At 58.0% G+C, this 15323-nt stretch carries 12 protein-coding genes; 5 read left to right on the forward strand and 7 right to left on the reverse strand.

The features are described from left to right. The first annotated feature begins 50 nt into the window (after positions 1–50). The 5 genes from VFQ24_07785 to VFQ24_07805 all read left to right on the forward strand — a co-directional run bounded on the left by VFQ24_07785 (position 51) and on the right by VFQ24_07805 (position 5150). Entirely contained in the window at positions 51–1073 is a 1023-nt protein-coding gene (locus tag VFQ24_07785) for a peptidylprolyl isomerase (protein HET9178244.1), read from the forward strand. 18 nt (positions 1074–1091) lie between these two features. Next, positions 1092–2093, forward strand: coding sequence for an HD domain-containing protein (locus VFQ24_07790; GenBank protein HET9178245.1), 1002 nt, complete (start codon positions 1092–1094; stop codon positions 2091–2093). Positions 2094–2204: 111 nt separating this feature from the next. Then, positions 2205–2672 carry a 3-hydroxyacyl-ACP dehydratase FabZ gene (gene fabZ / locus VFQ24_07795; protein ID HET9178246.1) on the forward strand — a complete coding sequence of 156 codons (468 nt, stop codon included), beginning with the start codon at positions 2205–2207 and terminating at the stop codon, positions 2670–2672. After that, positions 2665–3723, forward strand: coding sequence for a tRNA dihydrouridine synthase DusB (dusB, locus tag VFQ24_07800; GenBank protein HET9178247.1), 1059 nt, complete (start codon positions 2665–2667; stop codon positions 3721–3723). The genes fabZ and dusB overlap by 8 nt, the downstream gene beginning before the upstream one ends. A 71-nt stretch (positions 3724–3794) precedes the next feature. Then, a complete protein-coding gene (locus VFQ24_07805) occupies positions 3795–5150 on the forward strand; it encodes a sialidase family protein (GenBank protein ID HET9178248.1) in 1356 nt (451 codons plus the stop codon). Positions 5151–5638: 488 nt separating this feature from the next. On the opposite strand, the gene VFQ24_07810 is transcribed toward VFQ24_07805, so the two are convergent. From VFQ24_07810 to rsmI, 7 genes are all read right to left on the reverse strand, one after another. Then, positions 5639–8308, reverse strand: a complete 2670-nt coding sequence (locus VFQ24_07810; GenBank protein HET9178249.1) for an ABC transporter permease — start codon at positions 8306–8308, stop codon at positions 5639–5641. Beyond that, entirely contained in the window at positions 8305–8667 is a 363-nt protein-coding gene (locus VFQ24_07815) for a PadR family transcriptional regulator (protein HET9178250.1), read from the reverse strand. The genes VFQ24_07810 and VFQ24_07815 overlap by 4 nt, the downstream gene beginning before the upstream one ends. A 153-nt stretch (positions 8668–8820) precedes the next feature. Next, entirely contained in the window at positions 8821–10086 is a 1266-nt protein-coding gene (locus VFQ24_07820; GenBank protein HET9178251.1) for an HlyD family secretion protein, read from the reverse strand. 6 nt (positions 10087–10092) lie between these two features. After that, positions 10093–11538 carry a TolC family protein gene (locus tag VFQ24_07825; protein HET9178252.1) on the reverse strand — a complete coding sequence of 482 codons (1446 nt, stop codon included), beginning with the start codon at positions 11536–11538 and terminating at the stop codon, positions 10093–10095. A 30-nt stretch (positions 11539–11568) separates the two neighbouring features. Further along, positions 11569–12198 carry a cytidylate kinase-like family protein gene (locus VFQ24_07830; protein ID HET9178253.1) on the reverse strand — a complete coding sequence of 210 codons (630 nt, stop codon included), beginning with the start codon at positions 12196–12198 and terminating at the stop codon, positions 11569–11571. A 115-nt stretch (positions 12199–12313) separates the two neighbouring features. After that, positions 12314–13960, reverse strand: coding sequence for a DHA2 family efflux MFS transporter permease subunit (locus VFQ24_07835; GenBank protein HET9178254.1), 1647 nt, complete (start codon positions 13958–13960; stop codon positions 12314–12316). A gap of 245 nt (positions 13961–14205) precedes the next feature. Then, positions 14206–15105: a 16S rRNA (cytidine(1402)-2'-O)-methyltransferase gene (gene rsmI, locus VFQ24_07840; protein ID HET9178255.1), complete on the reverse strand. Its 900-nt coding sequence runs from the start codon at positions 15103–15105 to the stop codon at positions 14206–14208. Between the last annotated feature and the right edge of the window lie 218 nt (positions 15106–15323).

Here is a 15323-nt window from a genome sequence, read left to right on the forward strand (position 1 = left end):
GGGCAAGGACTTTCAGGAACTCCAAGAAGTTTCTGTTTGGGGTGTGCATTATGCCACGAAAAGGCTTCACCTTGCTGACGTTGCTGACGGCAGGGGCTCTGACTTTTACCGGCATTGCTCCAAGAGTCAGCGCCAAGACCGTGCTGGTTGAGCGCATCATTGCGCGAATCAACAACAAAATCATCACGCAGCGCCAGTACGACAAAGAGCGTAATACTCTGCACGCGCAATTGGCCGCGCAATATTCAGGCGCCCAATTGGACGGGCAATTTAACCAGAAGAGCAAGGACCTGCTGCGCGATTTGATTGACCAGGACCTGATGGTCCAGAAGGCCAATGATGACGACATCAACGTGGATACGGACGTCATCAAACGCTTGGATGAAATCCGTCAGCAGTACAACATGCCCTCCCTCGAGGCCTTGCAGGATGCCGTGGAAAAGGACGGAGGCAATTGGGAAGATTTCAAGGACCAGATCAAGCGGCAGTTGCTGATGCGCGAAGTGATCTCGCGCGAGGTCGGATCGCGGATTGTCCTGACGAGGTCGGACGCGCAGAAGTATTTTGACACCCACAAGGAACAATTCGATTCCCCGCCCGGCGTTCACCTGGCGGAAATCCTGGTATCGACCGAAAAGCATTCCGCCGCGGAAGCTGACCAGCGCGCGAAAAAAGCTGAGAGCGAGCTCCAGAGCGGCGTGCGCTTTTCTGACGTGGCGAAGGAGCTCTCCGATTCTCCCAGCGCCAAAGACGGCGGCGATGTCGGTTTCTTTAAGGAAGGCACCATCTCCGACGAGATTTCCAAGGCCATTGCCAACGTGGACGCCGGCGACACCAGCGGAATCGTCAAAACCCAATATGGTTACATGATTTTCAAAGTCCTCGAAAAGCGCGTGGGACAACATCCAACCTTCGACCAGATCTCAAACCAGGTGATGAATTACCTCTACGAGCAGAGGGTGACGGGTGCGATGCGGGGCTTTCTGACGACTTTGCGGAAGGAAAGCTACATCCGCCTGGCCCCGGGATTCGTGGATACGGGCGCGCCGCCCGGAGGAGATGAAAGCGAGTAGCCTGTCGAGGCCCACTGGATGAAAGAAGCCTACATTGCACATCTGAAGCCCGGAACTTCCGTCACGACAACTTTTCTGGTCCGCAGCAAAGTCCGCAAAACAGCGCGCAACGGAAGTGCCTATCTTGATCTCGAGTTTCAGGACTCGACCGGAACCGTCAAGGCAAAACTCTGGGACTGCGACGGTTCCGACCTGGCGTTTGAAGCCGATGACGTAGTGCGTGTCGCCGCCGCAGTGGAACTCTATCAGGGCAATCTGCAGCTCTCATTACGCAAGATCGCAAAGTGCGATGAGGACCGAATTGACCTTGTCGATTACCTCCCGCACGGAAAGCAGGATCCCGAAAAGCTTTTTGCCGGCTTGCTGAACAGGATTCAGCAGATGCCACATGGTCCCCTGCAGACGCTGCTTCGCCGCATTTTCAACGATCCCGAGATCGCCCGCAAATTCAAGCTGGCGCCGGCGGCCATGAGCTTCCACCACGCATACCTGGGCGGGCTGATCGAGCATGTGAGTTCTCTGGTGGCGCTCGGCGACCGCATCTCCGATCATTACCCTTCACTTGACCGCGAATTGATTCTTGCCGGCCTGCTGCTGCACGACCTCGGCAAAATCGAGGAACTCACTTTCAACCGCTGCTTCGGCTATTCAACGCGGGGCCAACTGGTGGGACACATCAGCATGGGGATTGACCTCATTCGCGACAAGCTGCGGGAGATTCCGGATTTTCCGGCAGAGTTATGGGATCGCCTCCAGCACATCATCCTGTCGCATCACGGCAAGCTGGAATTCGGGTCGCCCAAAGAGCCCATGTTCATGGAAGCGCTGGCGGTGCACTATCTTGACGACCTCGACTCAAAACTCCAGGCCATGCGCGAACAATATGAAACTGACAAGGACCGACCCGGCGACTTCACCGCCCGCAGCCGTCCCCTGGGCCGGGAATTGTTGAAACCTGTCTCTGAACCAGTGCCCACCGCCCCTCCCGACAAGGGCGGAGCGATCAAGCTTAAGTTCTGAGCCCTTGCTGAAAAAGGCGACGGTCCTGCTGGTTCCGCGAAACGGAAGAAGCACCTGCTGTCTTTATCAAGTATGAGCAAAACGGACGGACAGCGAGCCGACGCGGATCCAATGGCAAATCAGACGGCGCAGCAATCTTTCGAATCCATCATCCAGCGCGTGCTGCCGCACCGGTACCCGTTCCTGCTGGTTGATCGTGTCACCGCCTTCACGCCCGGAGTCGAAATTCACGGCGTCAAGAACTTCACCGCTAATGAAGCCATACTGATGGGGCACTCGCCGTCATCTCCCGTCGTCCCGCCGGGCATTCTGCTCGAGGCCGTCACGCAGCTCGGAGCCATTCTGGTGCTGGAACGGCCGGAGATGGCCGGCAAGATCGCCATGATCCTGCAGATTCCGTCCGCCAGCATCAAGAGGATTGTCGTGCCCGGCGAGACCGTCCGCTTTGAAGCCCGCGTGCTGAAGCTTCGCGACACACTGGGCGAATTGCGCGGCTCCGCGTATCTTGGGGACGAACTGCTGGCCGAGGGGCAAATGCGCTTTGCGATAGCCGACCGCGCGGCTATACTCAATGAATAGCAATTCGATGCTCTTTCAGGAACTCCGCATCCGCAACGTCCAAATCCGCCCGGCCCACATCCTGGCGCCGATGGCAGGCATCACAGACACCGTCTTCCGGCGCTTCATCAAGCGATTGGGCGGCTGCGGCCTGATCATGACGGAGTTCGTTTCCAGCGAGGCGATGGTCCGGCAGAACCTCCGGTCGCGTCGTTATCTCTACTATGCGGAAGAAGAGCGGCCCATCACCGCGCAGATTTTTGGCGCCGACGCGGACCACCTGGCCGATGCCGCTCGCATGATCGAAGACCTCGGCTTCGACATGATCGATCTCAATCTGGGCTGCCCGGCCAAGAAGGTGGTGAAGTGCGGAGGCTCCGGCCTGCTGCGAGACCTGCCTCTGCTTCGGACGATTTTTCAGAAGATTCGCGCCGCCGTCAGCATTCCCTTCACGGCCAAAATCCGTTCGGGCTGGAGCGATGATGAGATTGTGGCCTTGCAAGTTGCGCGCCTTGCGGAAGACTCGGGCGTGGAAGCCATCGCCGTCCATCCTCGCACGCGGCTCCAGGGTTACAGTGGCCGCGCCCGCTGGGACATCATTGCGGAAGTCAAAGCCGCTGTCAAAATTCCCGTGATCGGCAACGGCGACGTGATGGCGCCGGAGGACGCGCTCCGGTTGCGCGAGCAGACCGCCTGCGACGCGGTGATGATTGGCCGCGCCGCGCCCACCAATCCCTGGATCTTTCGCCAGATGGAATCGTTTGCGCGCACCGGTCGCTATGAGCAGCCTTCAGACGCCGATCGCTATCAGTTGATCCGCGATTATTACGCCATGCTGGTCGAGGAAGAAACGCCCGGCGCCATCGGAAAGATGAAGCAGTTCGCAAGCTGGTTCACGCACGGCGTGCGAAACGGAGCTGAACTGCGCCGCAGCGTTCAGAGCGCCCAGCGCCCCCAGGATGTGCTGGCGCGAGTCGACGACTTCTTTGGAACGATATTGTCCCCAAGTGGCGCAGACGATGGCCTTGTAACTTCTGCGATCTCGCGAGGCGAGAGTGTATCACTGCCGTAGCCACGGTAGAGCCGAGTTGATTTCGACTCTGCGCTGGTAGTATGTAGGGCATGCCGAGAGCGCGGCGGAAAATGAAAATAGGCAACCTGATTCTCTTAAAAGCGCTCGCTGTTCTCGTCGCAATTAGCGGTTCCCTACGATCATCCGAGATTGCAGTGAGCGTTGGCCCGAACGTCCGAGTTGGCCAAGCGAAGTCTCGACAAGCCGAACCCTACATTGCCGCGCACCCTAAAGATGCTAACAGCCTGATCATTTCTACTATGGAACGCCTGGACGCGGTCGGCGGCGGAGGTTTCACTGCTCAGGCCTATCTAAGCAGCGATGCCGGTCAGACATGGTCCGCTTCCGATCTGCCGGGACTGCGCTACGCGTTACGGAAGGGCCAATTTTTGACGGTGCAAGACGATTGGATCACGTTCGCGCCAAATGGCGATGCCTATTACTCAGCTCTTCCGACGACATTAGATAGGCGCCAGCCTATACTTGTCTTCCGCTCAATCGATAAAGGACGCTCCTGGAGCGGCCCCACAGAAGTTGGGGCCGGCGGCTTCGATCAGCCGAAAACGACAGTAGCTTTCCGCGACGGCAAGGTGCGCCTTTACCTTGCGGTGAGCACTGGCAGGGGACGTGCTGTTTGGCTCGTTTCAGACGACAGCGGGAAGTCGTTCAAAGCTCTAGCACCGATTAAGGCTGGTGCTAAGCCCTATCGGGCATTGAACCCATTGGTTTTAGCGGACGGCTCTGTTTTGCTTCCCTATTCGGGGTACCTGCCCCACAGCACACCCAGGGTCTACGTCATGCGGTCTGAGGATGGCGGTCTGACCTTTCAAACGCCTGTGCTTGTGCCGCGAATGGACCGTGCTTCTCAGGATACGTTGAACTTTGCTATTGACCTGTCATATGGCAAAAATCGCGGGGGTATTTACGCAGCCTGGGAGGAAGGAGAGTTCGGCCGCAACATCGCGAGGGAGGGAGATCGGCTCGCCCGGCATGGAATCAGAGCGAGACGGGACGTCATGGTCGCACACTCAACTGATATGGGCCGGACCTGGTCTGCTGCCACGATCCTTCGCGCCGAAGGCCGCGGTCCATCGGATCTCGTCACGATGGCCGTCTCCCGAGACGGCGTCGTTGGTGTACTTTGGGTGCAAAATGAGAGATATGAAGTTGACCAGCGCTCTTATGACGTCTGGTTTGCCGCTTCGGCGGACGGCGGCGAGAGTTTCTGTTCTCCGTTAAGGGTTTCAAGCGAGACTTCCCGGCCTGCCGCAGGGCTTAATCCGGAGTTTTCCTTCGCAAGCGGATGGGGAGGGGGAGATTATATCGGACTTGCGGCCTCAGCGGACGGTTCGTTTCACGCCGCTTGGATCGACGCACGCGATGGTGCCTTTCGCCTCTACACGGCGCGCATAGAAGCTCGCCGTTGACGCTTAATCAAGCTTCGCCCCGCGCGCAACTTTTCGCTGGCGCGGTTTGACATCTGAAATTTCAAATTCCAAATTTCAGAACCTAAACCCATCACTCAGAACTTAGAACTCAGACAGTTCATCCTTCATAATTCACTCATATCGCAATGCCACCATCGGATCCACCTTAGCCGCCCCTTCGCACCGGGATATAAGACGCTGCGAGCGCCACCGCGATCAGGATGAACGAGACGGCAACGAACGTCGCCGGGTCGGTCGGCGTCACGCCGTAAAGTATGCTGGCGAGGAACCGCGTGAGCGCCAGCGCCCCCAGGATGTGCTGGCGCGAGTCGACGACTTCTTTGGAACGATATTGTCCCCGAGCGGTGCGGACGCTGGCCTTGCGATGTCCGCAGGTTCACTGACGGGTGCCACGACCTCAGATTGAAAATCTGATATTTAGTGATTGGTGTTCACTAACCACTATCCACTGATCACTAACCACCGTTCTATTCGTACCTCAGCGCCACCATGGGATCGACTTTGGCTGCGCGGCGGGCGGGGATGTAGCAGGCCAGCAAGGCCACGGCAGTGAGGATGAGGGAAACCGCGACGAACGTGAGCGGGTCGGTGGGCTTAACGCCGTAGAGCAGGCTCGCGAGGAAGCGCGTGAGCGCCAGCGCGCCGGCAATGCCAATGGCAACGCCGATCAGCGCCAGCCTGAACCCTTGCCCAATCACCATCCTCAGCACATCGCGTTTCTCCGCCCCCAGCGCCATTCGGATACCCAATTCATGGGTTCTTCGACCCACGTTGTAGGCCATAATTCCGTACAGGCCCACGCATGCGAGCACCGGCGCCAGAAGACCAAAGAGGGTGGACAGCGTGGCGACCAGGCGCTCCGGCATGAGCGATTCATTCACCTGTTCAGCCACTGTGTTGACTCCATACAGGGGAAGATCCTTGTCCATCGACCGCACCACCTGGCGGATGGCAGCTATCACAGTGGTTGGATTGCCCGCCGCTCGAACCTCATAGGTCATGCGTTCAAGACTGGACGGTAGAACCTGCAGAACCGGGAGAAAGGCCATCCGAGGAGTGACTTCGCGCAGGCTGTGGTACTTGGCATCTCTTACCACACCGACGATTTCAATCTGCCCGCTCGTCCCGGACAGGCCGAACCGCTGGCCGAGGGGGTTCGATGCTCCGAAATAGTGGCGCGCCATCGTTTCGTTGATCACTGCCACTCGGGGTGCGCTTTGGCTGTCCTGCGATGTGAAGTCACGTCCCAGTAACAGGGGCATTCCCAAGGTTTCGAAAAACCTGGGACCTACCACGCTCACCTGGACCGAAGCGTCTTGGTCATCTCGAGGAATGTATCCGGGCAGCGATACGTTCCGTTCCGCGCGGCAAGGAGTGAATTCGCTGCATCGTGACACGGTCGCCGTCCGGACCCCTGGAATGCCCTCCACGCGCTCCAGCACCCCTTTATACAAGTTCTCGAGCCGTGCGCCCTTGTAACCGAGGAGCGTGGGCTCCATCGAGAACAGAAGCGTGTTGTCTGGATTGAAGCCGGGATACAGATTCTTCAGATTCCACAACGTGCGAACGAAGAGGCCCGCGCCGATCAGTAGCAGCAAAGACAGTGCGACCTGCGAGATAACAAGAGGACTGCCCAAGCCGAATGAGCGCCGATGACTGACGGCCCCTCGAGAGCTTGCTTTGAGCTGAGGCGTTAGGTCGACGCGGGTAGCTCGAAACGCCGGCGCTATCCCGAATAGCACACCTGTCAGCAATGAAACTGCTGCCGCAAACTCGAAAATTCCAGCGTCCAAGTGGAGATGGATGGAAATTGGAACCGGCGCGCTGGAAATCATAATCAGAAGGAATTGGCTACCCCAATATGCGAGAAGCAGTCCAAGCCCGCCTCCGACCGCCGCAAGAAGGAAGCTCTCCGTCAGCAACTGTCGGATCAGGCGCAGCCTCCCCGCCCCGAGGGCGAGCCGTACTCCGATTTCCCTTTGGCGCGCCGTCGCGCGTGCCAGCAGCAGGTTAGCCACGTTGGCGCAGGCAATTAACAGGACCAATCCCACGGCCGCCATCAAAATCATTAGCGGCTGTGAAAGCCGGTCGCGCAAGAAGGCGACTCCCCTGTCGCCTGGAACCAACTCGATTCTCAGCTCGCTTTTTTGCTTCGATCCGAGCGTCTGCTGAAAAAGCAGATCAAGGTTGGCCCGAGCTCGCGATTCGCTTACCCCAGGCTTTAGCCGCCCTCCGACAACGTCCAGCCACCACGTGCTCTTGTCGTTGAGTAGAGACACACCAGCCATAACCTGTGCCTGCATCATCATTGGGACGGTGATATCGGGATCGCCGCCGACCATCAGGCCGAAGAATTCAGGTGGCGTCACGCCGATGATGGTGAAGGGAATGCCATCCACCGTGATGGCTTTGCCCACCACATCGCGGCTGAGCCCGAACCGCCGCTTCCAATAGGCATAGCTGATGACGGCGACAGCGCTCTGTCCGGGTGTTTTGTCGTCATCAGGATTTATGGTCCGGCCCAGAACGGCGTTCACGCCCAATGTCGAATAATAAGTGCCGGAAACTATCTGTCCGCTGGTCAATTCCGGCCGACCGTCAATGGTCACGTCGAGGCGTTCAAGCTCGGAGAACGCGAAAGTGCCCGAGAACACGCTGTTGTGATCGCGAAGGTAGACGTACGCGGGATATGAGAAAGCGTAGTAGCCGCCATGTACGTCGGGCAATTGGGCGAAGACCAGTTGTCTCGGACTTTCGACTGGCAGCAGTTTCAGGATGACCGCCTCAACCACGCTGAACACGGCTGTGTTCGCGCCAATTCCGAGGGCCAGCGTCAGAACAGCCACAGCTGTGAAGCCGCGGTTCCGGCGGAGTTGGCGCAGGCCGTAACGGATGTCCTGGAGTAAGGTTTCGAGCCATTGCCATTTCCACATTTCCCGGCTACTTTCCTGCGCCTGGGTCACGTTGCCAAAACGGCGCAGCGCGGCAAAATGGGCCTCTTCGGGCGGCATACCGCATTCACGGTTCTCCCGCTCTTCCATCTCCAGATGCGCGCGGATCTCCTCATCGAAATCGTCCGCCGGTTTCACCCACCGGACCAGTGCGCCGATTTTGGCAAATTGCCGCCGCCAGCTCATTTCCCTTCCTCGGTTTCAACAGGGTTGATGACGCTCGTTACGGCATGTACAAAGCGCCCCCAGCGCGAAGTCTCCGCCGCCAGTTGCCGCCGTCCTGCGGCGGTCAGACGGTAGTACCTGGCCCGCTGCTTGTTTTCAGACACGCCCCACTCGCCTTTGATCCAGCCTTCCTGCTGCAGGCGCTGAAGCGCCGGGTAGAGCGATCCGTGCTCCACCTTCAGCATTTCCTCCGACGTGCACTCAATGGACTTTGCGATGCCATGTCCGTGCGTTGGTCCCCAGAGCAGCGTGCGCAGAATCAGCATATCGAGCGAGCCATAAACAAGTTCGATTCGTCCCTTGGATGATTGCCTGGTCATGGCGGAAGGTAATCTACCACAGCAGGAGTAGATTGTCTACTAAATAAATCAAGGATGTGAATCATTCCGACCCTATAGCGTCTGCTTTACCCGGAATACGCCCAGGGGGCCACCCGCGTTGTTACCAACTTTCTGTGCGAATGTCGCCGCGGTTCACTGCACTTTAACGTCAGGTTCGACGGACATGCCGGGTCTGAGCAAGTGCTGGGGATCCTGCGCTTCATCGAACACAATTTTGACCGGTAACCGCTGCACCACTTTGACATAGTTTCCAGTGGCATTCTCAGGTGGCAGCAGACTGGAGCGCGCTCCGGTTGCACCCGCGATATTGAGGACACGGCCGTTGTAAGTGCGGCCGTAGGTATCAACGTAAATCTTTACGGGCTGACCGGGCCGCATGAGCTTCAGTTGCGTTTCTTTGAAGTTGGCGGTAACCCAGATGTTCTGACTGTCCAGAGGGATAATCGTCATCAATTGTTGTCCTGGCGCCACGTTCTGGCCTGGCTGAACAGATCTTTGGCCTACGATCCCGCTAACCGGCGCCACAATCGTTGTGTACTGCCGATTGAGATCCGCCTGCTGCAGGAGTGCTGCCGCCCGTTCGATTTGCGCTTGGGCTGCGCGGGCACGCGAGCGCTGCACTGAAATCTGCTGCGGCCGGGTCTCCGCATATCGTAAATCGGCGTTGGCTTGCGCCAGTTTGGTGCGCGCCTGGGTCACCGCCTGTTGCGCGACTGCAGTGGACGCCCGAGCGGCGGCCACCGCCGCAGCCGTAGCCTTCTGGCTGTCCACGGCCTGAATGTATATTTGCTGGGGGATTTCGTGTTTGGCGGCAAGCGGCTCATACCTTGTCACGTCGTCCTGTGCCTTCAGGTCATTGGCCTCGGCTTGCTCGAGTGCGGCTTGGGCGGCGGCAACCTGGTGCTGGGCGGCAAGGATGCCGGCCTGAGCGTTTTCCACCTCGGCCTGCGCGCTGGCGAGCTGGCTCGAAGTGTTGGTGGATGTCAGGGGAACGCCGGTCGCGAGCGCGGCTGCGCTGGCCTGGTCATTCGCCATGGCCGCCTTGGCATTTGCCACGGCTACATCGTAATCCTTCGGATCGAGCTTCACCAGCACCGTCCCGGCCTTAACGTATTGGTGGTCGTCCACGGTCACGCGGGTGACATAGCCCGATATTCGGGCACTGACCGGATAGATATAGCCGTCGATTTGGGCATCGTCCGTGGATTCCCAGGCTGCGAAGTGGCGGTACAACAGGACGGCAGTGACTATGAGGACGATTCCAAGAGCCGCAAACAAGATTAGCCTGCGGGTTTTGGAGCGGCGCACTGGAGCTTTTCCCGGCCCCACGCCTGTTCCGCTCGAATCTGCCACCGCAGATTTGACCGACTCGTTGGGTTGTGTCAACACATCTGGCATGGTTTGTTACCTCACTCCCAGATACTGTGCGGCCGATTGCTCGGCTACGCCGAGAGCCTGCGCCAAAGAGATTTTGGCCAGGTTGAAAGAATAGAGACTGGCAATATAGGATTGGTTCGCCGACGCCACGGACTCCTGGGCCTGGACAACCTCGAGGTTGTCGGCGACGCCTGCTTTGAAACGGTCTTGCGCCTGGGCCAGCGTCTGGTCGGCAAGATCGATGTTACTCTTGGCGACGGCAACGAGATCCGCCGAGGATTTCAGATTGAAGAAGGCCGTTCGCACCTGGTCGTCAATCTTGCCATCAAGGTCGGCAAGCTCAGCCTTACGCCGTTCCAACACTGAATCTGCCTGCAGTTTGTCCGCCCGCACCTTGCTTCCCTGAAAGAGAGGGACGTTCAACGTTAAAGCGGCCGAAAATGTCTCGTGCGACCTCCCGAAATTGGGACTGCCGATGTCTCCGAAGTTGGCATCTGTTGACAGCCAGGGATAATTTTCCGCGACTGCTCCCTCAAAGGCCAGCTTCGCCGCCTGGACCTGGGATTTGGCTGAGAGGTAGTCAGGGCGTGTTGCGTAGGCCTTTGTAAGGGCCTGTGTTAGCATCATGGTTTCGAGCGGGACGTACGGAACGGTATCAGTGAGTCGAAATTCCTGGCCTTTCGGCAGCCCGATCACCCGCGCGAGCGTCAACTTGTCGATGTTCAGCTGGTTTTGGGCAGCGATCAGCCGTTGCTGCTGGGTCTTCAACTCAACCTGGGCGCGCAGCAGATCAATACTTGCGATCACGCCATGCTTGTTGAGATCAATATCATTGTCATAGAGCGTCTGCGCAGTGTTTACCTGCGCTCGAATCGAATCAACTGTGGCATTATCCGAGATCACAATCAGATAGGCATTGCCTGTGGTGAGAATGACCAGGTCGCGATCGCTGGTATAGGAATACTGCGACGCCCGCTCGGATTCCGAGGCTGACTTCAGGCCCTTAATGTGGGACCAGTTGAAGATTTCCTGCGACAGGTAAGCTCGTGCATCGCCCACACTGAACGGCCCAACAATCGTGGGAATATTGAGTCCGGGGATATTGGGGTTGAACCCGAGGGCTCTGAGATTATTCTGTTCGACCGAGCCCGTGACGCGGGCCGAGATATCCGGTAGCAAGGCATTCAGATTCTGTAGGCGAACGGCATGGGCGGCGCGAGTGTCCTGGCTGCTCTCAACCACACCCAGGTTGTATTTCAACGCACGGGTGAAGGCTTCTTTGAGCGAGAGGTTGAGCGTGTTGCCAGTCGCCTGGCCGGTGGGCACACTTCCAAGTAACGGGCTTTGGGTTTGGGCGATGGAACTGCCTGTCCCGACTGTCTGGGAGGTGAGAGTGCCCGGAAGTCCAAAGGTCGTGAGCATCACGGCCAAGAGGCAAAATACAAGCTGCCGTGCCAGTTGATTACCAACCATGCCGACTCCTCAATTTGATAAAGTCATCCATCATCCCCGCTGCTTGTCGCACTGCGTCACCGCGTCGAGGATGACCTCGACTGCAACGTCCTCGCCCATGCCCGAATTAACCATCAGGTGGAAGCGATGCCTTGCGGGCCATTCAACCTTGAAGTATTTCTCGATAAAGTTCGCGCGGTCGCGGTCTACCGTCTCTGCAAGCTCGATCGCTTCCTTTTCACTCTTGCCCGCCGCTCGTAGTCTGCCGACTCTTTCTTGAAATGGCGCGTAAACAAACACGTGAAAAGCGTCCGGGCGGTTTCCCAGGTAATAGGCCGATCCTCGTCCCACGATCACGCAGTTGCCCGCGTCGGCTATTCCGGGTAGGATTTTCTGCACCACCTCCCGGATGCAGTCCGCGTCAACCATCTTCATGCGCGCCGCGACTTGAACACCTTCGTGGCTGCCGCGCATAAAAGACTTAAAAAGGCGATAATAGGCCGGATCGCTTCGTTCCTGGTGCTGTTCGACAGCGCGACAGGCACAGTCCAGACGGCGAGCAATTTCTTCCGTCAAGTCCTGGTCCCAGAGTTTCCAACCCAGGCGCTTGGCCAACTTGTTCGCGATCACTCCGCCTCCGCTCCCGTATTCACGCTCGAGGGTGATGACTCGGATTTTCATATTTACCCCGCCTGTTCAGAGCAATGCCGCGTCCGCTTTATGGGCTGGCGCGTGACACATTCGCCTATGATCTGTCATTCAAACCCAACGCCAATAGCTGCTCGAAGCTTTGGAATTATCCGACGGCAATCTCTCCGCCCCCGCCCGGCTCATTCTTTCTCAGCGCGAAGGAAACCAGGAACATAATCCCCGCCCCGATACTAAGCACCCAGAATGTGTCGATATATGCCAGCGTCGTTGCCTGACCGATCAGCACGTGATAAAGCCGATCGTAAGCCTGGCTGGTGGCCCGCGTGGCGTCCAACCCCGATACGGCCAGACGGGCTGCCAAAGCCCTGACGGCCTCTGTAAAAGTCGGCTGGCCGGGAGTAACGTGCGCCACCAGATACACCTGATGGAATTGCGCCCGGCGTGCAATCAGCGTGGTGACCATCGAGGTTCCAATGCTGCTCCCGATGTTGCGCATGAAATTGATCAGCCCCGCCACGCTGCCGCTCTTCTCCACCGGCACTCCAACATAGGAAGCCAGGTTGATCGGTACGAACAGGAATCCCAGGCCAAACACCTGGACGACGCGCATAATAGCGGCGGCCCGGAAGCTGATTTCGAGGTCCAGGTACTGCGTCGAGTAATACATGGCAAGCGACAACGTGAGCCAGCCAAAGGCGATGAGATAACGCGCCTGAACTCTGGACGAGAGCACACCCGCAACCGGCATCAAAATCAGTAATATCAGGCCGCCGCCCGAAAGTACCAGACCGGCGGATTCGGCTGTGTAACCCATCAGCGTCTGCAGGTACAAGGGCATCATGACAAGGCTCGAGAAAAGCATGATTCCCAGCGCAAACATCATCAGGTTGGCGCCCAGAAAATTTAAATTTCTAAACATGCGAACATCAATGATGGGATCTTTGTGATACCACTCCCAGATAACGAGGGAAACAAGGCCCACCACGGCGAGAATGGCGAGCGTCAGAATGAAATGCGAGCCGAACCAGTCCTCTTCCTGCCCCTTGTCGAGCATCACCTGCAGCGCGCCGATACCCAGCGTGAGCAGGGCGACCCCGATGTAATCAATCTTGACTCCCGCTCCCGCCGCCCGCTTCGCCCAGGGCGGGTTTTCAATCAGGCGAAACACCAGCAGAAGAGTCAAAATGCCGATCGGCAGGTTAATGAAGAAAATCCAGCGCCACGTGTAATTATCCGTGATCCAGCCGCCCAGTGTCGGTCCAACCGTTGGCGCAACAATTACCGTGACGCCATAGAGCGCGAAGGCGATACCGCGCTTTTCAGGAGGAAAGGTATCAGCCAGGATAGCCTGCGCCATGGGTTGTAAGCCACCGCCCCCCGCGCCTTGCAATATGCGAAACAGAATGATTGCTCCCAGATTTGGTGCAATTCCGCACAGCAGTGAACTGATGGTGAAAATCACCAGGCAAATCATGAAGAACCGCTTGCGTCCAACGGTGCTTGCGATCCATCCGCTGATAGGCAGAACAATGGCGTTCGAAACGAGATAAGAAGTGAGTACCCAGGTGCTCTCGTCGGTGCTTGCTCCCAGGCTGCCAGCCATATACGGTAACGCCACATTGGCAATGCTGGTGTCCAGCACCTCCATAAAAGCCGCCATGGCCACGACCACCCCGATCAGCCAGGGATTGAACTTCGGCTGCCAGGGACCGGAGGCAACGGGACGTATTTCAGCCCCGCCGGCTGGGCCTTCATTAAGCGAGTTGGATGAGTTCTCAGCCCCCTCTACCATACGCGTAGTAACCTTTTCGATGATGGCGGCCAGTGAAAAGAGTCATAAATATTCAGCCGAGTAATGTCCGGACCAGCCACAAGTGAGTATTTCCTCGAAGCTCAATTGCTTAGGACCGGGCAAGAGCTTCCCGGGCCACGGCCTGGGTAACATCTTGCATGCGTCCGCAGACCGCGGCCGTCCGTCAGCATCCTGATCAATGGGCAAGTCACGCGGGCGGGGCCGAGGCAATTCAGCCGCGAGATTTATGATGGTTCTTTTTCTGCGCTTTTTTCGAGTTGAAGCTGGCGGTAAGCTTCGCTGCGGGAGATGCCGCGCGCGCGCGCGATGGCTTTTAAAGCGCCGCGTTCGTTGAGGCCCTGACTGGCCCTGAGGTTCTCGATTTCTGCGTGGAGTGAATTGCCGTCCGTTCCGGCGGGCCGCGGAGCGGCGCCCGGCCCCAGAATGACCGTCAACTCGCCCCTGGCTGGTATCTTCTTCAGAAAAGCGCGAAGCTCGGTGACGGAGCCGCGCAGAAATTGCTCATGAAGCTTCGTAACTTCCCTCGCTATCACCATGTCACGGTCGCCAAGAAGTTCCTGGACGTCGCGCAGGCACTCAACAATGCGGTGAGGTGCCTCATAGAAAACGATGGTCCCCTCGAAAGCGGCCAATGCTGCCAGGCCCTTGCGTCGCGAGGACCTTTTGGCCGGAAAAAATCCTGTAAAAATGAATTCATTCATCGGAAGGCCGGCGACCGCGAGCGCCGCCACCATGGCCGAAGGGCCCGGCACTGGAACTACCTGGACCTTGTGCCGGACGGCCAGATTGACCAGGCGAAAGCCGGGGTCAGAAAGCACCGGCATGCCCGCATCGGACACAAGAGCAATGCTGCTTCCCTGCTCCATCTGCAGAACCAGCTCAGGCGCGCGCGTCAGCTCATTGTGCTCGTGATAGCTCACAGTGCGGGTGCTGATGCTGTAATGGTTCAGGAGTTTTTGGGTCCTGCGCGTGTCTTCGCAGGCAATGAGATCTGCGCCCTTGAGGGCGGTCAGCGCCCGGAGGGTGATGTCTTCCAAGTTGCCGATCGGCGTCCCTACAACATACAGCCGCCCGGCCGGATGACGCGAGGGTGGATAACGGGCCGCAACAATCCGGCTTTTCATCAGGATCGCCTCATTTCAGAATTTGTGGGTCCGCGTGCCGCTTCCAGTGTACCAATTGATACGCGCAGGCACAATGCACGTATGGAGACATGTTAAATGTAACTGATGAGAGGCTGTCGAGACATTTAAGGATGTAACCCGTCGCGCCGTTTTAGGTGTAACCCGAATCCAGGGAGATGGAGGAGGGTTGCCATGAGTCGTCACTCGAGACGGGAGTA

The sequence above is a fragment of the Terriglobia bacterium genome, assembly GCA_035712365.1.
GTDB lineage: Bacteria > Acidobacteriota > Terriglobia > UBA7540 > UBA7540 > SCRD01.